Below are 21,892 nucleotides of genomic sequence, written 5' to 3'. Positions count from 1 at the left end.
GATCGGGCCATCGCCTTGGGTCGCGACTTCAGGTCAGAGCTACCCGCCGTGTTTCCGCATCGATCATGGTCGCCGCAATGGCGGCCAGCACCAGCAGCCCGGCAAAGATGCCGACCGCGACGCCAAAACCCTGCGCAATGGCATAACCGAGCAGAGACGGCGCCAGCAGGCCGCCAAGTCGTGCCATGGCGCCCGCCGCCCCCATGCCGGTCGCGCGCGATTCGGTCGGATAAAGCTCCGGCGTAAAGGCGTAAAGCGCCCCCCAGGTGCCGAGAAGGGCAAAACTCATGATCAACAGCGAAGCCGCAATCATGACGCCCCCGGCCGCGAGCGTGAACAGCAGGCAACCGAGCGCAGACAGCAGGCAAAAGCCGATCAGCGTCAGCTTGCGGCCCCATTTTTCAACACCGTAGGCGGCAAGCGCATAACCGGGGATCTGCGCCAGCGCGACCAGCACCAGAAAGCCGTAACCGCGCACGAAGCCGAAACCGTCACCCGCCAGTTTCGCCGGCATCCAGGTGAAGACGCCGTAATAGGAAACGGAAACGAGGAACCAGATGGCGAGGATCATGAGGCTGCGCTGCCGAAGCGCCGGTGAAAAGATTCCCTGGCCCTTGGCCACATCAGGCTGGAAAAGCCCTGTTCCGGCATCGAGCGGCGCGCGGCCATTCGTGACCAGCATGCGGTTGACGACGGCCTTGGCTTCCTCCAATCGCCCTGTGCGCAGCAGGTAAAGCGGCGATTCCGGCACCAGAAAGCGTAAGCCCAGACCCAGAACGGCCGGAAATGCCGTCACGGCAAAAATGTAACGCCAGGCATCGGCCACACCGGCAAGGCTGGCGCCCCAGGCCGCGAGCGCCACGATCAACGTCCCGCCAGCCCAGAAACCTTCCAAAAACACCAGCCAGCGTCCCCTGTTCTTCGCCGGCAGGAACTCGGCCATCATCGCATAATCCACCGGCAGCGTGCCGCCCACGGCGGCCCCGGTGAGAAAACGCAGGACGAGCAGAATAGTGAAATCAGGCGCGAACACCGAAAGCACGCCGAACAGGGCGTCACAGGCGACGGTGACGATCAGCACACGGCGACGGCCATATCTGTCCGCCAGCCGACCGAAGCCGGCAGCGCCTAAAAGCATGCCGAAAAAGAACGCCGTCCCGGTTTGCAGCGCCTGCGGCACCGTCAGGCCGAAGGTTGCCGCAATCGAGGCGGCAGTGAAGCCGACAGCCAAAACCTGCATGGCATCCGCCGCCCAGACGAGGCCAAAAATACCCATCAGCCGCCGTTGATAGGCGCCTGCGCCCGCGCGCTCCAGCGCATCATTCATGGTGATTGCCGTCATGCCCGCCCCCTTGCAGAAATCGACTTTCCCTAGCTATCGCATGGGGGAAGGAAACGGAATTGAATTCTGTGGAGGGAGACGCGTTGTTTCGAAACAGGCTAGCGGAAGAAGATCTTACCACACAAGGAGATGTGCACGGCAGTCTCGATGTTTGCCATAGTGCGCAACGCCCCTTCCGTCATGCCGGACTTGATCCGGCATCCAGTCACGGCGCGTCTGCGCCGTGGGAACAGTCCTTTCAGCCCAAAGGCTTGCTCTGGCTGGATTCCGGCTCAAGGCCGGAATGGCGCGGTGTTACGCTGCGCTAAAAAGCACAAAGCCCCTTTGGAAACCCTCAACCGTAAACCCTGAGCGGCTCCTCAAAACCCTCATCTTCAGCCGCTGCGGCCGGCATCACGGCCTCGCATTTGCGCCAGCCGATCTTGCCCTTCAGCCGCTGGTGCACATCATCACCCAGCGGCACGACCAGAACCCGGTTCGGATCGACAGGACCCGGAAAATCAAGCGCCGCATAAGCGACCTTCTCGAAACCGAGCGGCATGTAATAGGGTGGATCGCCAATCAGGATCACAGCTTCGGAGCCCTTCCGCCTTGCAGCAGCAATAGCGATCCGGACGAGTTCCCGACCGATGCCCTTGTTCTTGTGCGAAGGCCGAACGGCAAGGGGCCCGAGCATATGGCCCTTCACGCCACCGGCCAGAACCGGTGTCATGCGCACCGAGGCAATCGTTTCGCCATCATCGGCGCAGACGAAGGACAGCGACCGGTCATGGGGCCCCTGCTCGCGAATGCGCGCTGCCGCACGGGTGTGCCGGCCGGGACCAAAAGCTTCTTCGTTGATGACGTCGATGATGGCGTCGTGCGACGCGTCCTCGGTGAGGTAGACAAGATCGTGCTTGGACATGAAGAGACCGAAACTTCCAGAATGCGGATGCGACAATAGATGACGGCTGCGCCGGTTAGGGCGTTCAGGAGCGTCAGCGTCGTCGGAGCATCCGCGGTTCGATCATAATCAAAAATTTCCTCAGATTTGTGAAAATCGCAATTATCAGGAAAATAACTACCCGTCCAGAACAAAACGCTGCGCGATGCCATTCCCGTTATGCGAGACGGAAACGCATTGTTCAATGCCTTGTGGGTTCGCGGCCGCCCGTGAACCGGGTAGGATCGACCCCAAGAAAACAATCAAGGAGATCATCATGGGCATGCTTGTGGAAGGCGTATGGAAAGACGTCTGGTACGACACCAAGGAAACCAAGGGGCACTTCAAGCGCAGCGCCTCGCAATTCCGCAACTGGGTGACAGCGGACGGCGCGCCTGGCCCTTCCGGAGCAGGCGGATTCGCGGCAGAGAAAGATCGTTACCACCTGTATGTGTCGCTGGCCTGTCCATGGGCGCATCGAACCCTGATTTTCCGCAAGCTGAAAAAGCTGGAAAACCTGATTTCCGTCTCCGTCGTCGATCCGTTGATGCTGGAGAACGGCTGGGAATTCCGGCCGGAAGGTGAGCGCACACCGGGCGCGACCGAAGACCATCTCTTCGGTTTTTCCACCTTGTGGCAGGTTTATACCGAGGCGGATCCCAAATATTCCGGGCGCGTCACCGTGCCGGTCCTCTGGGACAAAAAGCGCGGCACCATCGTCTCCAACGAATCGGCGGAAATCATTCGCATGTTCAACGTGGCCTTCAACGGGCTCACCGGATCGGACGCGGATTATTATCCAGAGGCGCTGCGCGCCGAGATCGATGCGCTGAATGACGTCATCTATGACACCGTCAACAACGGCGTCTACAAGGCCGGTTTCGCCACGACACAGGATGCCTATCAGCAGAATGCCGTGAAGGTGTTCGAGACGCTGGATATGCTGGAAGATCGCCTGAAGGATAAAAGATTCCTGTTTGGCGCGGAGCAGACGGAAGCGGACTGGCGGCTCTTCACCACACTCGTCCGTTTCGACCCCGTCTATGTCGGCCATTTCAAGTGCAACATCCGCCGCATCCACGACTATCCGCATCTGACGGCCTATCTGCGCGATCTTTATCAGACGTCGGGCGTGCCTGAGACGGTCGATATCCGGCACATCAAGGAACATTATTACCGCAGTCATCGCACCATCAACCCAACCGGTATCGTGCCTGTCGGTCCGGAGTTGGACCTGACATTGGCGCACGGCCGCGAGGCCCTGTCTTGAGGGATTAAAACGTCGCTACCAATGGTCGGCCGGCGCTTCTTCCCCGGCGAGTTCAGCGAGCCGGCGGCGGGTGGCCGGTGTTACTCCTTCCGGCAGCTCTGACAGATCGAAAAAGCCGCTCTCAACTATTTCGTGATCGGGCTTTTTCGGCTGTGTCTGGGTGACATCCAGCCGGTAAAGCGCGACATGGTCGCGATTGCTGCCTTCCAGATTGAGGTAGACGTGGAAAAGCTCGGGCTTGGAGGCTGCCTCGAGATTGCCTTCCTCGCGGATTTCCTTGTGAAGCGCCAAAAGCAGGGTCTCACCCCGCTCCACCCCACCACCCGGCAGGTACCAGCCGGGCAAGTAGGTATGCCGCACCAGAAAAATCCTGCCCTTTTCGTCATAGCAGGCAGCACGCACCCCCAGCGTTGCACCGCGCGTGAACAGAAAAACGAAATGCAGAAAGCGGATCAGCAGGCGTGTGTGGAACGGGCGGGCATCCCGCCGCATTGTTTCATCACTCACTCTGGTTTCTCCCCGTCGGCAGGCTTTTGTTGGACGTGCGGCATATCATAGGTTATCTCTCCCGCCATGTTCAAACTTGCGCATATTTCAGACGTCCATTTGGGGCCTTTGCCGAAACTCACTTTCCGAGAACTTGCATCGAAACGGATTACCGGTTTCGTCAACTGGCATCGCAACCGCCGCAAGCATCTCTTCACCGATACGCTGGAAAAGCTGCTCGACGATCTCGAGACTAAATCGCCGGATCATCTGGCTATCACCGGCGATCTCGTCAATCTTGCGACCGGCATCGAAATCCGCGCCGCCGCGGACTGGCTGGAGGAAGTGGGCGATCCAGAGAAAACCTCCGTCGTTCCCGGCAATCATGACGCCTATGTATCCGGTGCGCATGACAAGGCCATGCAGGCCTGGTACCCCTATGTCCGCGGCGATGGCGACCCCGCTGCGTGGGACGACGACCGCAAGATTTTCCCCTATATGCGCGTGCGCGGCCCCGTCGCGCTGATCGGCTGTTCCACCTCGATTGCCACGCCACCTTTCTCGGCCACCGGCTATTTCGGCAACCGGCAGGCGCGCGCTACGGCGGAACTGCTGAAGAAGGCGGGGGAGCAGGGGCTGTTCCGCGTGGTGATGATCCATCATCCGCCGATCCGCGGCGCCGCCGCCACCCACAAGCGTATGATCGGTATTCGCCGTTTCGCGGCCGCCCTCGGTGTTGGCGGTGCGGAACTCGTGCTGCATGGTCACACGCATTTGAATACGGTTTATTGGCTGAATACGCATCACGGGGAAGACCATATTCCGGTCGTCGGCATCGCGTCTGCCAGCCAGGGACCGGGTGGGGAAAAACCGCGCGCGGCCTATAATCTCTTTAACATTTCCGGGGGTCCCGGCACCTGGAACGTTACCTGCGAACGACATAGCCTCAATGAAACGGCGACGGGTGTCTCGCTTGAGGATATCAGGGTATTTTACGAAAACGGGCGGCCGCTCGGGTTCTCGCGGCCGGCGGAGCAGAGCCCGGAAAATTGAGAGGTAGGAGGTTGGGGCTACCCCCTCTGCCCTGCCGGGCATCTCCCCCTCAAGGGGGGAGATCAGCAGTAAGCACGACCATAGCCTCGTTTGCCAAGGTCGAGATGACAGAAAGTTCGCCACGAGTCGATCTCCCCCTTGAGGGGGAGATGTCCGGCAGGACAGAGGGGGGGCAGCCCCCACCCTCAACGCAAGCTTACTTCGCCCGCTCTTCCAGCACCCGGTTGGCCGCAGAAACAATCGCCTCGAGCGACGCCGCCACGATATTCGTATTCACCCCGGCCCCGAACAGCTTACCGCCCGGATGCTCCATCTCGACATAAGCGATGGCCGACGCATTCGAGCCGTGCTGCAATGAATGCTCGGAATAATCATTCACTGAGAGATCGATGCCGAGATAAACCGACAGCGCATTGATGAAGCCATCGATCGGGCCTGTGCCCTTGCCCTCGATACGCTTCACCTCACCATTATCGGTGATTTCGGCGGCAACAATCCGCACGCCCTTGAAATCGCCGGCCGGATAGGTGTGGTGATCGACGAATTTGAGGCGTGCATTCGGCTGCGTCACGTAGCGTTCGATAAAGCGCTCATAGATGCGCTTGGCCGGCAGCTCGACACCCTCTTCGTCGGTGATGCGCTGAATATCCTCGCGGAACTCCACCTGCAGGTTGCGCGGCAGGTTGATGCCGTAATCCTGCTGGAGGATATAGGCGATGCCACCCTTTCCGGATTGCGAATTGATGCGGATGATCGCTTCGTAGGAACGTCCCACATCCTTCGGGTCGATCGGCAGATAGGGCACCTCCCACACCGGGTGGTTGGCAACCTTGATAGCCTTCATGCCCTTGTTGATCGCATCCTGATGCGAGCCGGAAAAGGCCGTATAGACCAGTTCGCCGACGTAAGGATGGCGCTCCGGGATCGTCATTTCGTTGGAATATTCGTAGACCGCCTTGATGCGCTCGATATCACGGCAATCCAGCTCAGGATCCACACCCTGCGTATACATGTTCAGCGCCAGCGTCACGACGTCGACGTTACCCGTACGCTCGCCATTGCCGAACAGCGTACCTTCGACGCGGTCCGCACCGGCCATCAGGCCGAGCTCCGTCGCGGCGATGCCCGTACCGCGGTCATTATGCGGATGCAGTGAGATGATGACGTTTTCGCGATTGTCGATGTTGCGGCACATCCATTCGATCTGGTCGGCATAGATGTTCGGCGTCGCCATTTCCACCGTCGACGGCAGGTTCAGAATCAGCTTGTTGTCGGCCGTCGGCTTCACCACCTCGACGACGGCGTTGCAGATTTCCAGCGCCACTTCCAGCTCTGTGCCGGTAAAGCTCTCAGGCGAATATTCGAAGCGGTAACCGCCGCCGGCCTTGGCCGCCATGTCGGTGATCATCTTGGCCGCATCGACGGCGATCTGCTTGATGCCGTGCACATCCTTGCCGAACACCACGCGACGCTGCAATTCCGACGTGGAATTGTAGAAATGGATAATCGGCTGGTTGGCGCCTTCCAGCGCTTCGAACGTGCGGGTGATCAGTTCCGGCCGGCACTGCACCAGCACCTGCAGGGAGACGTCGTCAGGCACATTGCCCTCTTCCACGCACCAGCGGGCAAAATCGAAATCTGTCTGCGAGGCGGAAGGGAAACCGATCTCGATTTCCTTGAAGCCCATTTCCAAGAGCAGCTTGAACATGCGGGCCTTGCGATCATGACCCATGGGATTGACCAGCGACTGGTTTCCGTCGCGCAAGTCGACAGAACACCAGATCGGCGCCTTGGTGATGGTCTTTGAAGGCCAGGTACGGTCGGGGATATTGATGGTGGGATAAGGGCGATACTTCACGCTCGCGTCGGTCATGCCCTTTGAAATCGTGGTGGTCTTGGCGTCCATGTCGCTTCCTCCTTGCGCCATCCGCGGGCTTCTTCAAGCCATCGGCGGGTGCGCGGCCCTTGGGGGCCTAAATCCAGTATAAAATGAGATTTCGAGATGAGGAGCGTTTGCACCAGCGGGCTTTCGGCCGCCGGGCGCTCCTCACTGGACCCGGCAACCGCGTGTAAGGTCGAGGCTAAGAAGCGAGAGTGCACCGCACGGCAAGGCCTTCGCAGAAATCTGCGCGCTCATGCCGGAAATTGTTGCGATGCTGTTGCTCATGGCGATGTGTATAAACAGCGGCTGGCGGTCTGACAAGTGATCTTGTGCGGTGCAGGCTTATTTTCCGCCCCTGCCGATTTCCAACCTTTCTGCAATCCAATTAGCCATCAGGGACTGACGCGTCACGCCAAGGCGTGCGGCCTCCGCATCCACTCTGCGCAAGACCTTTTCAGGAAGATCTATATCGACATGCACCATTTCCAACCCGGGGCGGCGAGCCTTCGACCAATCGATATAGTCGTCCAAATCTTCGCCATCGTCGAATTTCTTGTCAAAATCTTCAGCGCTGATGGTCTTCATAACGCTGTTTCTCCTTGTCTCTGGAACGCCTGACGGAAATGACCCGCAACCGGTCATTTCTATAGGTGTAGACCGCGCTCCAGCACTTTCCTCGCAATTGCGCGATCATAATATACCGCTCTTCCGATATGGTTTCGAGAGGAACGACAAGTCTTTTCTCGTCCAGCCAAAGCGCCCTTGCTTCGGTGAAATCTATTCCATGCTTGTCTTTGTTACTTTCACTTTTGGCAGGGTCGAATTCGAAATCCATAAATAATATTTCTTTAAAACAATAAGCATCTTATCTAACCACGCTTCACCACTCGCTGCAACGCCATCATCAACCCGCCACCGATCAGCCCCCAAAAGGCTCCGGAAACGCCGCCAAAGGAAAGGCCGGAGGCGGTAATGAGGAAGGTGATGGCCGCCGCCTCGCGGGTTTCCGGCTCCTTGAAAGCAGCGACCGCCGAGCCGGAAAAGGCGCCGACCAGCGCCAGCCCAGCCACCGCCTGAATGAGGATGGGCGGCGCGAGCGCGACGAAGGCTGTCACCACACCCGCCAGCAACCCGAAGACGATATATCCAACGCCGCCGATGATCGCCGCCCAGTAGCGGCGTTTCGGATCGGGATGGGCATCTTCCCCGGCGCACATGGCCGCCGTGATGGCGGCCAGATTGACTGCATGGCCCCCGAAAGGCGCCGACAGCAGCGAGAAGAAACCGGTTGTCGCGAAAAGCGGACCGGGCTGCGGGTCGTAATGATTGACCTTCAGGACGGCGATGCCCGGAATATTTTGCGAGGCCATCGTCACGATGAAGAGCGGCAGCGCGATGGAAACGATGGCGTGGAGGCTGAAGACCGGCGTCACCCATTCCATCGGCGGCGTCAGCGACTGTGCGACGCTATCGAACGCGCCCGTGGGAATATCGACGCCGAAGATCATGACGAGCACGAAAGCAGCGAGCGCCGCGGGCACGGCAAACAGCCGTTTGAAAGCGCCGACGATGATCCAGGCCAGAATAATCGGCAAGCCGAGCGCGGGATTAAAACCGATTGCCTTGATCGGTGCAAAACAAAGGCCAATGATGACACCCGACAACATGGCATTGGCAAGCGGCGCAGGAATGGAAGCGACCGCTTTTCCAAGCGGACGGAACAGTCCGGCAATGATGATCAGGATCGCGCAGATGATAAAGCCGCCGACCGCAGCCGGAAATCCGCCCTCGATCACACCGGTCGTCGCCAGCAGCGCGGCCCCCGGCGTCGACCACGCGATGCTGATGGGAAGCCGTGTCGCGGCGGAGAGGACGATAGCACAAATCCCCATCGCCACCGAAAGCGCCATCAGCCCGGACGCAGCTTCGAAATCGGTTGCGCCGACCGCTTTCAGGCCCTGCAGCACAACGGCGAAGGAACTGGCAAAACCGACGAAAGCGGTGAGGCAGCCCATAAACAGGCTCTGGACGGAGAAATCTTTCAGCATGGCGGTTCCTGGATCTTCTGTTTCTTCTGAAGATCAAAAAACCCATCCGCTGGCAAGATGCTCGACGGGCGAACAGGTACGCCCTTACCAGCGCAGCAGGCGCGGGCCTGCAATGGAACCGATGATGCCGGTCAGGAGAATGCCTAGCGAGTACCAGATCAGCACGAAAGCCATGCCGTTTTCGGTGCAGAACCATGAATAGACCCATGCCCCGGCCGCCCCGGCGGCAACGCCCGCGACAAATCCCGCAAGCGTCGGGTCAGCGGGCGCCGAACGGCGCAGAACCGCGAAATTCGCGAGAAACACGGGAGACGCAAAACCAACGATCAAGAACGGGCAGTGCAGTGCGGATGAGCCGAGAATAAGGGTGCGATAGGTGCCCGGCACGGCAAAGCCCAGTTGCACAAGCGCAGTCACCGCCATGGCAACAAAAATCAGCGTATGCCAAACAAACACGTAACCCCGTTCGCCATCGGGCCGCGAAAGGCGAATGACGGCGAAAAACGCGGTCAGTGCCAGCAGGGCGTTGTAGGCGGATTTAACCCAGAAACCCGGCTCGGTCACGGCGTCGTTCATGTCGCTGCGAGGGCCGAGAACGGCAAGCATCAGCACGAGCGAAACGCCAAGCGCCGACAGGGCCGCGATTGCAAACCGGCACTTGAGCGCAAAAGCCGGGACGGGCTTAAGATTGCTTACCAGTTTCTCGATGATGTCTTCCGTCTTTCTCACCTGTCCCCCCGCAATTTTGCCGCCAGGACTTTCAGCGTTCTGTGAATGCCAACCCTTGCCGCAAGCTCCGTCTGGCCGGATTTCGCCGCCGCTTCGGCAATTGACTGACCTTCGATTTTCACCCGTCGAATGAGATCGCGTTGCCGCTCCGGTAACGCGTCCAGCAGCCTCTCCACATCCATGCGAGCCGTGACAGCGTCAACGGAGGACTCGGCTTCAAGCGCCTCATCGAGTTCGACCTCTGTAAGCGCCCGCGCGCCGCTGCCACGATAGTGGTCGATGAGCTTGTAGCGCGCTATCGAGAAAAACCACGCCGTGAATGGTCTTTCACGGTCATAGGTCGCCCGCTTAGCGTGAAGCGACAACAAAGTCTCCTGAACAAGATCTTCGACATCCGCTCTGGAGGCGGCGGCCATGCGTCGCCCGTAATAGGCGACCAGCAGTCGTCTCAACGCGTGCAACAAATGCCTGTAGGCGCTTTCGTCCCCATCAAGAGAACGCAGCATCAGCAATTTGAGTGTCTCTTCCGAAGGGCTGCCTGTCATCGTCACTATGGGGTTATTCGGCATCGGCAAACTATTGTTACATAATGGCTTGAAAAAAATCTCGCCCGAACTTGCCGTCACAAGCGCGTGAAGATGTAACGAGCAGCCGGTCCTGTCCGAATGGATGATCGTGAGCCGCGGCGCAATGCCGGCGGACATTCAACGACTTCAAGAGGAGATCCTTCATGACCCGCACCGTGATCGCCATTGCTGCCACTTCCATGCTCTCCGCGCTGTCCTTCGCAGGCAGCGTCCATGCCGACGGCATGAAGACCGGCGCGATGACAAAAGACGCCATGCAGAGTGACACCATGAAAATGGAGACCATGAAAAAGGATGGGATGCCGATGACCAGCAAGAAGGACTGCATGCACAAGGCCGGCATGGAAATGAACAAGATGAAGAAAGCGGACATGATGAAGGCCTGTGACACGATGAAATGACACCAGCCTGAATGGAAAAAGCCCGCACCGGTTCTCATCGGCACGGGCTTTTTTTTTCAACGGAAAGTCAGAAGATCAGAGTTCCGAGTGGCTCTCGACGATCTTGCCGACGAGGCCATAATCCTTGGCGTCTTCTGCGCTCAGCCAGTAATCGCGATCGATGTCCTTGGCGATCTTTTCTTCGCTCTGGCCGGTGGCCTTGGAGAAGATCTTGATCAGGCGCTGGTTCATCTTGATGATTTCGCGGGCCTGGATTTCGATATCGGATGCCATGCCACGCGTACCGCCGGAGGGTTGGTGCAGCAGGAAGCGGGTGTTCGGCAGGCAAAGGCGACGTTCCTTCGGCACCGAAACATAGATCAGCGCGCCAGCGGAGGCAACCCAGCCCGTACCGATGATGTAAACCTTCGGCTTGATGAACTTGATCATGTCGTGGATGGAATCACCCGATTCGACATGACCACCCGGCGAATTGACGTAAACGCGGATGTCGTCGTCGCTGGCGGCGGCAAGAGCCACGAGCTGCGTGCAGACCTTCTGCGCCAGTTCCTGCGTGATGCCACCATAGATGAAGATCGAACGCGACTTGAAAAGATTCGCTTCCGTTTCCTTGCCGATCGGCAGTTCCTTGCTCTTGTCGTCTTCGTCTTCGTTCATCAACGGCTCTCTCCAGCAAAATTCGTGCATGCCCTTCGGACATAGTGCGACTTGTTACGTAAGGCAATGAGCAAAAAAGACAAGGTTCGCGCCCGAACAATAAACAGCACCCCCGGCAGATGACGCATGGACAGCTCGTTCGTCTTCGCGATATCGTCGGCGTCTCATTGCAGTGCCGCACGCTGCGGGAACCCAAGATAGCAGATGGGCGGCGATAATCTTAAGAGGGAACCATGCTGAAAAGACTAAGCCTTGCCGCTGCCGCGCTCGGCGTTACCACCCTGCCCGCTTTCGCGCATTTGAACCCGGAAGAACACGGCTCCTTCATGGCCGGCGTTTCGCACCCCTTTTTCGGTGCGGACCATATTCTGGCGATGGTGGCTGTCGGCATCTGGGCTTCACAGATCGCCTTTTCCCGCAATGACCGCAAGGCGCTGTGGATCGTGCCCACCGCCTTTGTCGGCACCATGGCCGTGGGCTTCCTGATGGCGGTTTACGGCATTGGCCTTCCCTTCGTCGAACCCGCCATTCTCGCCTCCGTTATCGGTCTTGGCCTTCTGGTCGCCATGGCGGCAAGGCTGCCCACGGCAGCGGCGGCAGCCGTCGTCGGTGCTTTCGCCCTTTTCCACGGCCACGCGCATGGTGGCGAACTCGGCAGCGCCGGCGCGCTGCAATTCGGCGTCGGTTTCATGATCGCCACCGCCATCCTGCATCTAGCCGGCATCGCGCTCGGTCTCGGCATCGCCCGCTTCGGCCCGGTCGCCAGCCGCACGGTTGGCGCGCTGACCGCGATTGCGGGCCTCTCGCTCGCCTTTGGCGGCTGAGGATCATTACCGAAATTTAAAATTCGGACCGCTTTGAAAAACCAAAATTGTGGCCTACCTCCTTATCGTGGATTTACGCTTCACGGTAAGGAGGCAGCATATGTCACCGGAAGAAAGCCAGCTTCTCAAGGGCCTGTTCGAAAGAACCAAGGCCGCATCCGCCACCCCGCGGGACCGCGAGGCGGAAACATTGATCGCAGACGCCGTGCGCGATCAGCCCGCAGCTCCCTATTATCTCGCGCAGGCGGTGATCGTTCAGGAGAAGGGTCTGGAAGCGGCAGCAGCCCATATCAAGCAGCTCGAAGAACGCATCCACGCGTTGGAAAGCGCCAATCCGGCCCCTCAGGCCGCAGCACAGGGCGGCTTTCTCAGTTCCATCTTCGGCACCGGCCAGCCGCAGCCACCAGCCCCGACACCTGCACCTGCTGCCGCCGCGCCAGCTTCGTGGCGCAACGATACCGCCGGACAGACGGCCGGTCCGTGGGGATCGCAGGTAGCCCAGCAGCAGCCGGGTGGACCGTGGAGCCAGCAGCCATCAGCGGCAGGTCGGTCCGGTGGTGGCTTTCTGCAGGGCGCGCTCGGCACCGCCGCCGGCGTTGCAGGCGGCATGTTGCTTGCCAATTCTCTAAGCGGCATCTTCGGCAGCCACATGTCGTCGCTCGGTCTTGGCTCGCCCTTCGGCGGCAGCAGTGGCACTGGCAATGCGCCGGTCGAAGAAACGGTCATCAACAACTATTATGGTGACAGCGCCAACCCGCAGGATAACAATGACGACGATATCCAGCAGGCCGATTACGACGACAGCGCCGATGATGCCGATTTCGATTCAGGCGACGACAGCTCGTTCGTCTGAGCTATTTATCCCCTGAACAGCCGGGTCAGCCACGGCCGCGATAAGTGGCAACGCCCTGATCCGGCAGCCATACGCCCTCGGGCGCCGGTCCGGTCTGCCAGAAGACGTCGATCGGAATGCCGCCGCGCGGATACCAGTAGGCGCCGATGCGCAGCCACTTCGGCTGCAGCAATTCCACCAGCCGCTTGGCGATATAGACCGAGCAATCCTCGTGAAACGCACCATGGTTGCGGAAGGACTGCAGGAACAGCTTCAGCGACTTCGATTCCACCAGAAAATCGCCGGGAATATAATCAATAACGATATGGGCGAAATCCGGCTGGCCGGTCATCGGGCAAAGCGAGGTGAATTCGGGCGCGGTGAAGCGCACGACATAGTCGGTGCCGGCATTGCCGTTCGGCACTTTTTCGAGAACGGCCTTTTCGGGGCTTTCGGGCGTATCGACCTTCGTGCCCAGCTGCGACAGGCCGGAAACATCCGTCACGGACATGAATAACTCCTGTTCAATTAAACGATCACTTTGACGCCATGCGCCTTTTCGCCTTCCGGCTCGACATGAATGGCAAGGCTGGCGCCCGGTATGACGTCCCTTATGGCATCTTCAAGGCGGTCGCAAATATCATGCGCTTCACGCACCGTCATGACGGCCGGCACGACGACGTGAAAATCGATGAAGGCGGCCGAACCGGCGCGGCGGGTCCTGAGATCATGGACACCGATAATGCCACCGGAATTGGCCGCAATCGCTTTCTTGATCGCTTCATCCTCTTCCGGCTCCACGGCGCGGTCCATCAGCCCGCCCAGCGAATGCAGGATGACCTTGGAACCTTGGAACAGGATGTTGATGGCGACCAATATCGCGAGCACCGGATCGAGAATGGCATAACCCGTCGCAAGCGCCAGAATGAGCCCGACGAGAACGCCTGCCGACGTCACGACATCTGACATGATGTGGTGGCCATCAGCGGCAAGGGCCGGCGAGGTGTGTTTCTTCCCAACGCGGATGAGGATCGTTGCCCAGACGGCATTGATCGCACCCGCCGCCGCATTGATGACGAGACCGAGAACCGGTGCTTCCGGCAACCTTGGACTGGTAAGCGCCCCCCAGGCTTCCTGCACGATCAAGAGAGCCGCGACGACAATCAGCACCCCTTCCACGACAGCGGAAATATACTCCGCCTTGTGGTGGCCGAACTGGTGGTCGTCGTCCGCCGGCTTCTGGGCGTAGCGAATGACGAAATAAGCGATGAAGGCCGCGACGACGTTGACGGTGGATTCCAGACCATCCGACAGCAGCGCGACCGAGCCGGTGACCCACCAGGCCACGAGCTTCAGGCCGAGCACGCCGAAAGAAAGCGGGATGCCCCAGAATGCGAGCTTCCTGACCAGCGCATTGCCTTCAATGTTCATTTTCTTTCCCCGTGCGGATGCGAACGAATTGCATCATCAAGTCCCAAAACGCACGAACCGCGCGCACGGGGTGCCCGTGCGCGCGGTTCGCTATTTGCGCGTTCTATCGTTCAAACCATGGCAAAGGTCAAGAGCCGCAGGGGCGTTCAAGGCCTCACGGCCGGCTTTTCTGTTCGCAGAAACGGACGCGGTTGCCGAATGGGTCGGTCACCTCCATCACGTCGCCCCATGGCAATTCTTCGACACCCGGCTTCATGAAGCAATAATCCTTCGCCGCCAGTTCGCTCTGAAAGGCGTGAACGCCGTGCATGGTGACGAAGATGTTCGAGCCCGGTGTCGCATCGCCATGATGGCCGCTGAGATGAAGGCCCATCCCAGCACGGGAAACCTGCATATAAAGCGGGAAATTCTCACCGAAGCGATGTTCCCAATCCACGGCGAAGCCAAGAAAATCGATATAGAACTCGCGCGCCTTCGCCTCGTCGAATATCCTGACGATCGGGAACATCTTCTCGAACCCGATATCTCCCTCCAAGCGCGTCCCGGCATCGGTCATGCTGCATCGATCCTTTTCAGGTCCTAAAACGAAACCGGCCGCAACGGGTGCGGCCGGTCAGGATCAACTTACTCGGCTGCGACGATCTTGCCGTCCTGCCACTTGAACAACGAGAAGGCCTGCGAGGTCAGGTCGCCGCTTTCACCATAGGTGACCTTGCCGATGGCGGTCGGGAAAGCTTCGCCGCTCTTCAGAACCTTGGCGACCGCTTCGGAATCCTTGGCGTCGCCTGCCTTTTCGATACCGGCCTTGAGGACTTCGACGGCAGCGTATGCATTGAGCGTGAAGGCTTCCGCCGGAATGTTGGCGGCCTTCAGGGCTTCTGCAGCGCTCTTGGAATCATCGTTCTTCAGGGCGTCGGATGCGTTGGTGAAGATCGTGCCTTCGCCGGCCTGCGAACCAATGTTCCAGAATTCACTGTTCGACAGACCGTCACCGCCGATAATGGCAGCCTTGGCACCGACATCCTTGAGCTGGCGCGCCAGAAGACCCGCTTCCGGGTGGTAACCGCCAAAATAGACGATATCGACATTTTCAGACTTCAGACGAGCCGTCAGTGCGCCGAAATCCTTTTCACCGGGTGTCAGGGCATCATAGAGAACCTCGGTGACACCGCCGGCATTCAGCGTTGCCTTGAAGGCATCCGCCAGACCCTTGCCGTAAGCGCCCTTGTCATGGATAATGGCGATCTTCTTGTCCTTGAGGTTGGCGAGAACGTATTTCGCTGCAACCTCGGCCTGCTGGTCGTCACGACCGCAGGTGCGGAAGACATTCGACAGGCCGCGGTTGGTCAGGCCCGGCGCAGTTGCCGTCGGCGTCACCATCAGCACACCGTTTTCGGCAAAGACGTCCGACGCCGGAATGGCGACGCCCGATGTTACCGGACCAACGACGAAATGGATCCCTTCGGCAACCAGCTGGTTGGCTGCGGAAACGCCCTGCTTCGGCTCGCCGCCATCATCGGCAAGCTTCAACACGACCTGTTCGCCGAGGATGCCGCCCTTTTTGTTGATTTCATTGACTGCCGTCTGGGCGCCATTCTTGACCTGGTCGCCATAGGCAGCGACAGGGCCGGTGAGCGGCGCAATCAGGCCGATGACGATCTCGGCATGGGCAAGCGGTGCGAATGCGAAGGACGCGGCGAGCGTCACGCTGGTCAATGTCTTCAGTTTCATCCTGGTGTCTCCTTGGAAATGGGGCCTTGCCCCGATGAGCGCCATGGGCGTCGACCGAATGAAGCTATCGGACGCCTCCGGCGAAAACCCGTTCCATGTTTGAATTCCGAGCCTTCCACTCAACTCATACGGAAGGTTTGATGCCTTATGCAAGTCACCTTTGCTGGATTAGGTCCATTAGCGGTAAATCCTTCACCGGATCGACCGCAATTGTCTCATGTCTGCACATTCGACCGTTCGGAAACGCTTGGCCTTTTGCCGCTGCTGGAGAATAATATGCCATGACTACAGCAGATGAAGAATTTCTGGCGGGCTTGCCCGTCTTCCGGCATTTCGAAGACGTGGCAGACCCTGCGCTTTATCGCGCTCTGCCGCCGGGATGGGCGCTGGCCATCGCCGATATCATCGATTCGACGGCGGCGATCGGCACCGGTCGCTACAAGGCGGTCAACATGGCTGGCGCAGCGGTCATATCTGCTGTCTCTAACAGTCTTGAACGTCACGATCTGCCCTTCGTTTTCGGCGGCGATGGCGCAGCCGTTGCCGTGCCGCCGCAGAGCCTGAGTGTCGCCCGCACCGCGCTCTCCAACGTGCAGCGCTGGGTAAAGGACGATCTCGACCTGGCGATGCGCGTCGCGCTCGTTCCCATCGAGGATATTCGCGACAATGGTTTCGACATCCGTGTCGCCCGTTTCCAGGCGAGCGACGACGTTTCCTACGCCATGTTTTCGGGTGGCGGCAACAGCTGGGCGGAAGCCCGGATGAAGGAGGGGCAATATGCGCTCGCCGCAGCCGACGCAGGTGCGCGCCCAGACCTGACAGGACTGTCCTGTCGCTGGAATCCCATCCCGGCATCCCATGGCAAGGTGGTGTCGGTCATCGCCGTGCCGGGTCCGTCGCAGGACATGCCGGCATTCCGCCAGCTGGTCATCGATCTCGTCGATCTCGCCGAGCAGGACAGCAGACACGGCCACCCGGTGCCGGAAGACGGACCGAAACTCGGTTTCGTGGGGGAAGGTCTCGGCCTGGAAGCCCGCGCCGGTGCTGCGCACCAGGATTTATGGGGCAGGACGCGTCGCGCGATGCGGGTTCTTAGCGAGAGCCTTCTCGTCAACATCCTCGGGCTCACCAAACTGTCGCTCGGGCGGTTCAACGCCGCCAATTACCGGCGTTCGGTCGCCAGCAACACGGATTTCCGAAAGTTCGATGACGGTTTGAAGATGACCGTCGATATCGATGCCACGCGGCTTGAAAAAATACGCTCACGGCTGGAACAGGGGCGTCTGTCGGGAAGCTGCTATTACGGTCTGCACGAGCAGGACGCCGCGCTGATGACCTGTATCGTGCCCTCTCCGCTTTCCCGGGACCACATGCATTTCGTCGATGGCGCCGATGGCGGTTATGCGGCTGCGGCAAGCCATCTCAAACAACAGATGCAGTCTGCGATGCTTCAGGCGCCCCCGGTTTGACCGGAAACGTCGCAAGCTCTATTTTTCTTCGTTAACCGGGTAACGCCGGCGCAAATCCCGTCACAGTGCCTCTTGCGAAACGCTCTGCCGACGCCGATCAAACAAAGCCACGAGACCGCTACGCTCCATCCCTGGCCCTTTTGCGCCCGACAACACGCAAAAAAGAAAACCGGCGCGATGCGCCGGTTTCAGTCAAGTCCTGCTTCCGACCCATCAAAAGGCCGTTGGCTCAGGCAGCGGTCTTGCTGCTCTTCTGCGTCTGGCAATAAATATCCTCAAGCGAGGCGAGGATTTTTTTGACGGATTCGGAATTGCTGGAATAATAGATGGTCTGCGCATCCCGTCTTGTCTTTACCAGTCGCTGGGCACGCAATTTTGAAAGATGCTGCGAGAGAGCGGACTGGCTGAGACCAACCTGGGAAGCGAGAACACCAACTGGCACTTCCGTATCCACCAGCGTGCACAAGATCATCAAACGCTTGGGATTCGCCATGGCTGACAGCAGGTCTGCAGCGGCGATGCTATGTTCCGAAAGAGATTGGTTATCCATACGCTCAAGTCTCCTGATGACAGCCAAAAACGACGGTCATGGTGGCTATTATAGGTGTTCCAAATGGAGTTTTTATAATTCGTTCAACAACTTGTATATACCTAAATCTTGCTTATATCGTGGCCTTTCCAAAGAATATTGTTCATCGACTATCGAGTTAAGATACGTCGATTAAATTATAGGATTTTTGCCAGATTTTTCGAAAAAACATAATAAAAAACGCATTAGTAACACTATTCAAAAGAAATAAACGATCATGACTTGATCATTGCAGTCATTACGCTTGACGCCGGATTTCGGCACCGCAATCTATTAACACCTTAAATTTAGTAGCGAACCAAGAATCTTGCTTAACATTGCGCAATTTTCTCCAAGTTTGCAATATGATTTTTATTCGTAATTATTTTAATGCATAACTTATGATATCAAAAATAGTCTTTCCCGCCACTGAAACGTTTAAAATGGCGCCCCTGAAGATTTCGTCCAAATAAAAAGGGCCTCCAAAGCGGAGGCCCTTTTAGACTTCGAGACGACGAATCACTATTTTTTGCGGTGGCGCGTCAGCCCCGCCACGACCTCGTCGGCCGAAATCGTGCCCACGATCGCGCCATTGTCGACGACGCCAATCGCGCCGGCGTGTTTTGAAAGCGCATCGAGAATATCGATAAGCGGCGACGAGGGAAGAGCCGTGGCCGCCACGGAGAGGTTCCCGTTCCGCTCGCCCACACCGCGTTTCATCACGTCGGCGGCTGTCAGCATGGAGATCGGGTTCATGTTCTGCACGAAATCCGCGACATAGGGGGTGGCGGGCTCCCTGACGATCTGCTGCGGCGTTCCGCACTGGATGATGCGTCCGCCCTCCATCATGGCGATACGGTTGCCGATGCGGAAGGCTTCGTCCAGATCGTGACTGACGAACAAAATGGTCTTCTTCAGCCGGCTCTGGAATTCCAGAAGCTCGTCCTGCAGACGGCTTCTGATGAGGGGATCGAGCGCCGAGAACGGCTCGTCCATCAACAGGATCGGCGCGCCGGTGGCAAAGGCTCTCGCCAGCCCCACACGCTGCTGCATGCCGCCGGAGAGTTCGCCCACCTTCCGGTCAGCCCAGGCGGAAAGGTTCACCAGTTCCAGCTGCTCCGCGACCATGCGTTTGCGCTCTGCTTCCGGTACGCCGGAAAGCTCCAGCCCGAAGCCGACATTGTCGGCGACATTGCGCCAGGGCAAGAGGCCGAACTGCTGGAAGACCATCGAAACCGTGTGCATGCGCAGGTCACGCAGCGCCTTTGCCGACGACCTGTATGGATCGACAAAGCCCGACTTGGTCTTCACACCCACATTGCCGCGCACGACGGGCGCAAGCCCGTTGACGGCCCGCAGAAGGGTCGACTTGCCCGAACCGGAAAGCCCCATGAGCACAAGTATCTCGCCCTCGCTGACGCTCAGAGAGGCATTGGCGACACCGAGAACCAGACCGGTCTCGACATTGATCTCGTCGCGTGTGCTGCCCCTGTCGATCAGCGGCAGCGCCGCCTCGGGCCGGTCGCCGAAAACAATATCGACATTACCAAAGATGATCGCGTCACTCATAGGTCATCCTCCGCGCCGGGAAGCCGGAAAAGTCGGTCGAGCACAATCGCAAGCACAACGATGCAAAGTCCCGCCTCAAAGCCCATGGCGATGTTGACGGTGTTCAGCGCGCGCACGACGGGCACACCGAGACCATTGGCGCCGACGAGGGCGGAAATGACCACCATCGACAGCGACAGCATGATCGTCTGGGTGAGGCCGGCCATGATCTGCGGCGCAGCGAAAGGAAGTTCCACCTTGCGCAGCACCTGCGAGGGCGTAGCGCCGAAGGCCACGGCGGCCTCGACCAGTGCCGGCGGCGTCGAGATGATGCCGAGGCGGGTAAGGCGAACGGGAGCCGGAATGGCGAAGATGACGGTGGCGATCAGCCCCGGCACCATGCCGAGGCCGAACAAAACCAGTGCGGGAATGAGATAAACGAAGGTCGGAATGGTCTGCATCAGATCCAGAACCGGGCGCATGCCGGCATAGATCCACTTGCGCCGCGCCGCCAGAATGCCGAGCGGCACGCCGATGATCATACAAACTGCGCTGGCAGCGATAACGAGCGCAAGCGTCTCCGTGGTCGCCTTCCAGTAGCCGAGGTTGATGATCAGCAGCATGCCGAGCGCCGTGAAGATCGGCATGCCGACCGAACGGCGCGTCCAGGCCGAAAGCGCCGTCAGGATGGCGACGATGATGAGCGGATGCGGCGCTTGGAGCACATAGAGCAGCGCGTTGATGACGCTTTGGAAAATGAAGGAAAGCCAGTCGAAAAAAAATGCGAGATTGCCGGTCAGCCAGTCGATGGCCTCCTTGGCATATCTGCCGACGGGCAGGCGGTTTTCAGGAGCGCTGAGCCATTCCACGGTAAGAAAAGACCTTTCGTGAACTAAAACAATTCCGGCAGAATACGTTGTGTTTCTGCCTTGGGAATTGCGCAGACAACAAAATACGGAGCGTCGTCACCCAGTTGCCTGGATTGCTCCAATCGAGAAAAAGACGACCGGCAACGGGACTGCCGGACGCGGCACTGGCGCATGACTGTCCATGTCTGAAATTTTACAGGCAAGGGCACGCATGGGCATCGTTATTCCCATTGATCCGGCCTGACGGGCAGGCCGGATACAGTCACGCATAATCTTGCGGCTTAAAGGCCGAGAGCCTTCTTGACAGCAGGCAGGGCATCGGCACTGCCATCCTTGGTCTTGACGTTGGCAAGCCACGGCTCGATTGCAGCCGGGTTGGCCTTCAGCCACGCCGTTGCCGCCGCCTCGCCTTCAAGACCGTCATTCAGGATCTTGCCCATGATCTCGTTTTCCATGGGCAGGGAAAATTGCAAGTTCTTGAGGAGCGTTCCGACATTGGCGCATTCCTCTACATAACCCTTGCGGACATTGGTGTAGATCGTCGCGCCGCCGAAATTAGGGCCGAATACCTCGTCACCGCCGGTCAGATAGGTGAGCTTGAAATTCGTGTTCATCGGATGCGGTTCCCAGCCGAGGAAGACAATCGGCTCGCCAGCCTTGTCGGCACGCGCGACCTGCGCCAACATGCCCTGCTCGGACGATTCCACGACTTGGAAATCCTTGAGCCCGAACGTGTCCTTGGACACCATGTCGAGGATCAGGCGGTTGCCGTCATTGCCGGGCTCGATGCCGTAAATCTTGCCATCGAGTTCAGCGCTGTGGGCGGCGATATCCTTGAAATCCTTGATGCCGAGTTCGGCGCCCTTGGCATTGGTCGCCAGCGTATATTTGGCGCCGGTCAGATTTTCACGCAGCACCTCGACCGATTTGTCGGCGCGGTAGGGCGCGAGATCGCCTTCCATGGTGGGCATCCAGTTGCCCAGGAAGACGTCGATATTGTTGTTTTTCAACGACGTATAGGTGACGGGCACGGAGAGAAGCTTGACGTCGGTTTCATAACCAAGGCTTTTCAAGAGCACCGTAGCGGTTGCCGTGGTTGCGGTGATGTCGGTCCAGCCCACATCGGAGAAACGCACTGTACCACAGCTCGCAGGTTCGGCGGCACTGGCCGCACTGAACGTCATGGAGGAGATTGCTGCGGCCAGAACCAGACAGCGACGTCTATTTGCAAACATTGTTTGCT

Annotated in this window: 24 protein-coding genes; 6 read left to right on the top strand and 18 right to left on the bottom strand. The window is 58.8% G+C overall.

Annotation, left to right across the window (positions count from 1 at the left end; all coding sequences use genetic code 11):
- Positions 1–28 precede the first annotated feature (28 nt).
- Together FS804_RS14215 and FS804_RS14210 are read right to left on the bottom strand one after the other, a co-directional pair.
- Positions 29–1,342, bottom strand: coding sequence for an MFS transporter (locus FS804_RS14215; protein WP_144577207.1), 1,314 nt, complete (start codon positions 1,340–1,342; stop codon positions 29–31).
- 334 nt (positions 1,343–1,676) lie between these two features.
- Complete coding sequence (locus tag FS804_RS14210; RefSeq protein WP_144577205.1) at positions 1,677–2,246, bottom strand: GNAT family N-acetyltransferase; 570 nt, start codon at positions 2,244–2,246, stop codon at positions 1,677–1,679.
- A gap of 295 nt (positions 2,247–2,541) precedes the next feature.
- Between FS804_RS14210 and FS804_RS14205 the strand changes: the two genes are divergently transcribed.
- Entirely contained in the window at positions 2,542–3,534 is a 993-nt protein-coding gene (locus FS804_RS14205; protein ID WP_144577203.1) for a glutathione S-transferase family protein, read from the top strand.
- Between the two features lie 15 nt (positions 3,535–3,549).
- On the opposite strand, the gene FS804_RS14200 is transcribed toward FS804_RS14205, so the two are convergent.
- A complete protein-coding gene (locus FS804_RS14200; RefSeq protein WP_371417881.1) occupies positions 3,550–4,026 on the bottom strand; it encodes an NUDIX domain-containing protein in 477 nt (158 codons plus the stop codon).
- A gap of 81 nt (positions 4,027–4,107) precedes the next feature.
- Here FS804_RS14200 and FS804_RS14195 point away from each other — a divergent pair, with 81 nt between their 5' ends.
- The gene (locus FS804_RS14195; RefSeq protein WP_144577199.1) at positions 4,108–5,073 is read left to right on the top strand and encodes a metallophosphoesterase; all 966 of its coding nucleotides are present in this window, start codon (positions 4,108–4,110) and stop codon (positions 5,071–5,073) included.
- A 196-nt stretch (positions 5,074–5,269) separates the two neighbouring features.
- Here FS804_RS14195 and leuA read toward each other — a convergent pair whose 3' ends face one another.
- The 6 genes from leuA to FS804_RS14160 form a co-directional block, all read right to left on the bottom strand.
- Positions 5,270–6,979: a 2-isopropylmalate synthase gene (gene leuA / locus FS804_RS14185; protein WP_063950708.1), complete on the bottom strand. Its 1,710-nt coding sequence runs from the start codon at positions 6,977–6,979 to the stop codon at positions 5,270–5,272.
- A gap of 318 nt (positions 6,980–7,297) precedes the next feature.
- Positions 7,298–7,540 carry a type II toxin-antitoxin system BrnA family antitoxin gene (brnA, locus tag FS804_RS14180; RefSeq protein WP_077224986.1) on the bottom strand — a complete coding sequence of 81 codons (243 nt, stop codon included), beginning with the start codon at positions 7,538–7,540 and terminating at the stop codon, positions 7,298–7,300.
- The gene (locus FS804_RS14175) at positions 7,521–7,790 is read right to left on the bottom strand and encodes a BrnT family toxin (RefSeq protein WP_144577197.1); all 270 of its coding nucleotides are present in this window, start codon (positions 7,788–7,790) and stop codon (positions 7,521–7,523) included. Before FS804_RS14175 ends, brnA begins: the two co-directional genes overlap by 20 nt.
- Positions 7,791–7,824: 34 nt before the next feature.
- Positions 7,825–9,003 carry a benzoate/H(+) symporter BenE family transporter gene (locus FS804_RS14170; RefSeq protein ID WP_144577196.1) on the bottom strand — a complete coding sequence of 393 codons (1,179 nt, stop codon included), beginning with the start codon at positions 9,001–9,003 and terminating at the stop codon, positions 7,825–7,827.
- An 84-nt stretch (positions 9,004–9,087) separates the two neighbouring features.
- A complete protein-coding gene (locus FS804_RS14165) occupies positions 9,088–9,732 on the bottom strand; it encodes an NrsF family protein (RefSeq protein WP_144577194.1) in 645 nt (214 codons plus the stop codon).
- Positions 9,729–10,277, bottom strand: coding sequence for a sigma-70 family RNA polymerase sigma factor (locus FS804_RS14160; RefSeq protein WP_144577532.1), 549 nt, complete (start codon positions 10,275–10,277; stop codon positions 9,729–9,731). Before FS804_RS14160 ends, FS804_RS14165 begins: the two co-directional genes overlap by 4 nt.
- 185 nt (positions 10,278–10,462) lie before the next feature.
- On the opposite strand from FS804_RS14160, the gene FS804_RS14155 reads away from it, so the two are divergent.
- A complete protein-coding gene (locus FS804_RS14155) occupies positions 10,463–10,720 on the top strand; it encodes a pentapeptide MXKDX repeat protein (RefSeq protein WP_144577192.1) in 258 nt (85 codons plus the stop codon).
- A gap of 75 nt (positions 10,721–10,795) precedes the next feature.
- On the opposite strand, the gene FS804_RS14150 is transcribed toward FS804_RS14155, so the two are convergent.
- The gene (locus FS804_RS14150; protein WP_144577191.1) at positions 10,796–11,377 is read right to left on the bottom strand and encodes an ATP-dependent Clp protease proteolytic subunit; all 582 of its coding nucleotides are present in this window, start codon (positions 11,375–11,377) and stop codon (positions 10,796–10,798) included.
- Between the two features lie 233 nt (positions 11,378–11,610).
- On the opposite strand from FS804_RS14150, the gene FS804_RS14145 reads away from it, so the two are divergent.
- Positions 11,611–12,201 carry a HupE/UreJ family protein gene (locus FS804_RS14145; protein WP_144577189.1) on the top strand — a complete coding sequence of 197 codons (591 nt, stop codon included), beginning with the start codon at positions 11,611–11,613 and terminating at the stop codon, positions 12,199–12,201.
- A gap of 100 nt (positions 12,202–12,301) precedes the next feature.
- Entirely contained in the window at positions 12,302–13,054 is a 753-nt protein-coding gene (locus FS804_RS14140; protein WP_144577187.1) for a DUF2076 domain-containing protein, read from the top strand.
- A 25-nt stretch (positions 13,055–13,079) separates the two neighbouring features.
- Here FS804_RS14140 and queF read toward each other — a convergent pair whose 3' ends face one another.
- From queF to FS804_RS14120, 4 genes are all read right to left on the bottom strand, one after another.
- Positions 13,080–13,544 (bottom strand): preQ(1) synthase, encoded by a 465-nt coding sequence (gene queF, locus FS804_RS14135; RefSeq protein WP_004430149.1) that lies wholly within the window; start codon positions 13,542–13,544, stop codon positions 13,080–13,082.
- A gap of 17 nt (positions 13,545–13,561) precedes the next feature.
- Positions 13,562–14,464: a cation diffusion facilitator family transporter gene (locus tag FS804_RS14130; protein WP_144577185.1), complete on the bottom strand. Its 903-nt coding sequence runs from the start codon at positions 14,462–14,464 to the stop codon at positions 13,562–13,564.
- A gap of 154 nt (positions 14,465–14,618) precedes the next feature.
- A complete protein-coding gene (locus FS804_RS14125) occupies positions 14,619–15,020 on the bottom strand; it encodes a glyoxalase superfamily protein (protein WP_144577183.1) in 402 nt (133 codons plus the stop codon).
- Between the two features lie 68 nt (positions 15,021–15,088).
- Positions 15,089–16,195, bottom strand: a complete 1,107-nt coding sequence (locus tag FS804_RS14120; protein WP_063950717.1) for a branched-chain amino acid ABC transporter substrate-binding protein — start codon at positions 16,193–16,195, stop codon at positions 15,089–15,091.
- 281 nt (positions 16,196–16,476) lie between these two features.
- Between FS804_RS14120 and FS804_RS14115 the strand changes: the two genes are divergently transcribed.
- Entirely contained in the window at positions 16,477–17,664 is a 1,188-nt protein-coding gene (locus FS804_RS14115; RefSeq protein ID WP_144577180.1) for a DUF3095 domain-containing protein, read from the top strand.
- 229 nt (positions 17,665–17,893) lie between these two features.
- Here FS804_RS14115 and FS804_RS14110 read toward each other — a convergent pair whose 3' ends face one another.
- The 4 genes from FS804_RS14110 to FS804_RS14095 all read right to left on the bottom strand — a co-directional run bounded on the left by FS804_RS14110 (position 17,894) and on the right by FS804_RS14095 (position 21,833).
- The gene (locus FS804_RS14110) at positions 17,894–18,214 is read right to left on the bottom strand and encodes a helix-turn-helix transcriptional regulator (protein WP_063950719.1); all 321 of its coding nucleotides are present in this window, start codon (positions 18,212–18,214) and stop codon (positions 17,894–17,896) included.
- A 540-nt stretch (positions 18,215–18,754) separates the two neighbouring features.
- Positions 18,755–19,801 carry a choline ABC transporter ATP-binding protein gene (gene choV, locus FS804_RS14105; RefSeq protein ID WP_144577179.1) on the bottom strand — a complete coding sequence of 349 codons (1,047 nt, stop codon included), beginning with the start codon at positions 19,799–19,801 and terminating at the stop codon, positions 18,755–18,757.
- The gene (gene choW, locus FS804_RS14100; protein ID WP_063950721.1) at positions 19,798–20,649 is read right to left on the bottom strand and encodes a choline ABC transporter permease subunit; all 852 of its coding nucleotides are present in this window, start codon (positions 20,647–20,649) and stop codon (positions 19,798–19,800) included. Before choW ends, choV begins: the two co-directional genes overlap by 4 nt.
- Before the next feature lie 281 nt (positions 20,650–20,930).
- On the bottom strand, positions 20,931–21,833 hold the full coding sequence (locus FS804_RS14095) for a choline ABC transporter substrate-binding protein (protein WP_371417879.1): 903 nt from the start codon (positions 21,831–21,833) through the stop codon (positions 20,931–20,933).
- Positions 21,834–21,892: the final 59 nt, after the last annotated feature.

The sequence above is a fragment of the Agrobacterium sp. DE0009 genome (assembly GCF_007680755.1).
GTDB lineage: Bacteria > Pseudomonadota > Alphaproteobacteria > Rhizobiales > Rhizobiaceae > Agrobacterium > Agrobacterium tumefaciens_B.
The sequence above is the reverse complement of the archived record's forward strand: the minus strand, read 5'-3'. Positions and strand labels throughout refer to the sequence as shown.

Excerpts from the sequence above, each read along its gene's own strand:
- FS804_RS14155 (WP_144577192.1), top strand. The coding sequence starts at position 10,463 with ATGACCCGCACCGTGATCGCCATTGCTGCCACTTCCATGCTCTCCGCG.
- brnA (WP_077224986.1), bottom strand. The coding sequence starts at position 7,540 with ATGAAGACCATCAGCGCTGAAGATTTTGACAAGAAATTCGACGATGGC.
- FS804_RS14120 (WP_063950717.1), bottom strand. The coding sequence starts at position 16,195 with ATGAAACTGAAGACATTGACCAGCGTGACGCTCGCCGCGTCCTTCGCA.
- FS804_RS14130 (WP_144577185.1), bottom strand. The coding sequence starts at position 14,464 with ATGAACATTGAAGGCAATGCGCTGGTCAGGAAGCTCGCATTCTGGGGC.
- FS804_RS14195 (WP_144577199.1), top strand. The coding sequence starts at position 4,108 with ATGTTCAAACTTGCGCATATTTCAGACGTCCATTTGGGGCCTTTGCCG.
- FS804_RS14215 (WP_144577207.1), bottom strand. The coding sequence starts at position 1,342 with ATGACGGCAATCACCATGAATGATGCGCTGGAGCGCGCGGGCGCAGGC.
- FS804_RS14115 (WP_144577180.1), top strand. The coding sequence starts at position 16,477 with ATGACTACAGCAGATGAAGAATTTCTGGCGGGCTTGCCCGTCTTCCGG.
- queF (WP_004430149.1), bottom strand. The coding sequence starts at position 13,544 with ATGTCCGTGACGGATGTTTCCGGCCTGTCGCAGCTGGGCACGAAGGTC.
- FS804_RS14200 (WP_371417881.1), bottom strand. The coding sequence starts at position 4,026 with ATGCGGCGGGATGCCCGCCCGTTCCACACACGCCTGCTGATCCGCTTT.
- FS804_RS14150 (WP_144577191.1), bottom strand. The coding sequence starts at position 11,377 with ATGAACGAAGACGAAGACGACAAGAGCAAGGAACTGCCGATCGGCAAG.
- choV (WP_144577179.1), bottom strand. The coding sequence starts at position 19,801 with ATGAGTGACGCGATCATCTTTGGTAATGTCGATATTGTTTTCGGCGAC.
- FS804_RS14210 (WP_144577205.1), bottom strand. The coding sequence starts at position 2,246 with ATGTCCAAGCACGATCTTGTCTACCTCACCGAGGACGCGTCGCACGAC.
- FS804_RS14145 (WP_144577189.1), top strand. The coding sequence starts at position 11,611 with ATGCTGAAAAGACTAAGCCTTGCCGCTGCCGCGCTCGGCGTTACCACC.
- FS804_RS14175 (WP_144577197.1), bottom strand. The coding sequence starts at position 7,790 with ATGGATTTCGAATTCGACCCTGCCAAAAGTGAAAGTAACAAAGACAAG.
- FS804_RS14125 (WP_144577183.1), bottom strand. The coding sequence starts at position 15,020 with ATGACCGATGCCGGGACGCGCTTGGAGGGAGATATCGGGTTCGAGAAG.
- FS804_RS14160 (WP_144577532.1), bottom strand. The coding sequence starts at position 10,277 with ATGACAGGCAGCCCTTCGGAAGAGACACTCAAATTGCTGATGCTGCGT.
- FS804_RS14205 (WP_144577203.1), top strand. The coding sequence starts at position 2,542 with ATGGGCATGCTTGTGGAAGGCGTATGGAAAGACGTCTGGTACGACACC.
- FS804_RS14170 (WP_144577196.1), bottom strand. The coding sequence starts at position 9,003 with ATGCTGAAAGATTTCTCCGTCCAGAGCCTGTTTATGGGCTGCCTCACC.
- FS804_RS14140 (WP_144577187.1), top strand. The coding sequence starts at position 12,302 with ATGTCACCGGAAGAAAGCCAGCTTCTCAAGGGCCTGTTCGAAAGAACC.
- FS804_RS14110 (WP_063950719.1), bottom strand. The coding sequence starts at position 18,214 with ATGGATAACCAATCTCTTTCGGAACATAGCATCGCCGCTGCAGACCTG.
- FS804_RS14095 (WP_371417879.1), bottom strand. The coding sequence starts at position 21,833 with ATGACGTTCAGTGCGGCCAGTGCCGCCGAACCTGCGAGCTGTGGTACA.
- leuA (WP_063950708.1), bottom strand. The coding sequence starts at position 6,979 with ATGGACGCCAAGACCACCACGATTTCAAAGGGCATGACCGACGCGAGC.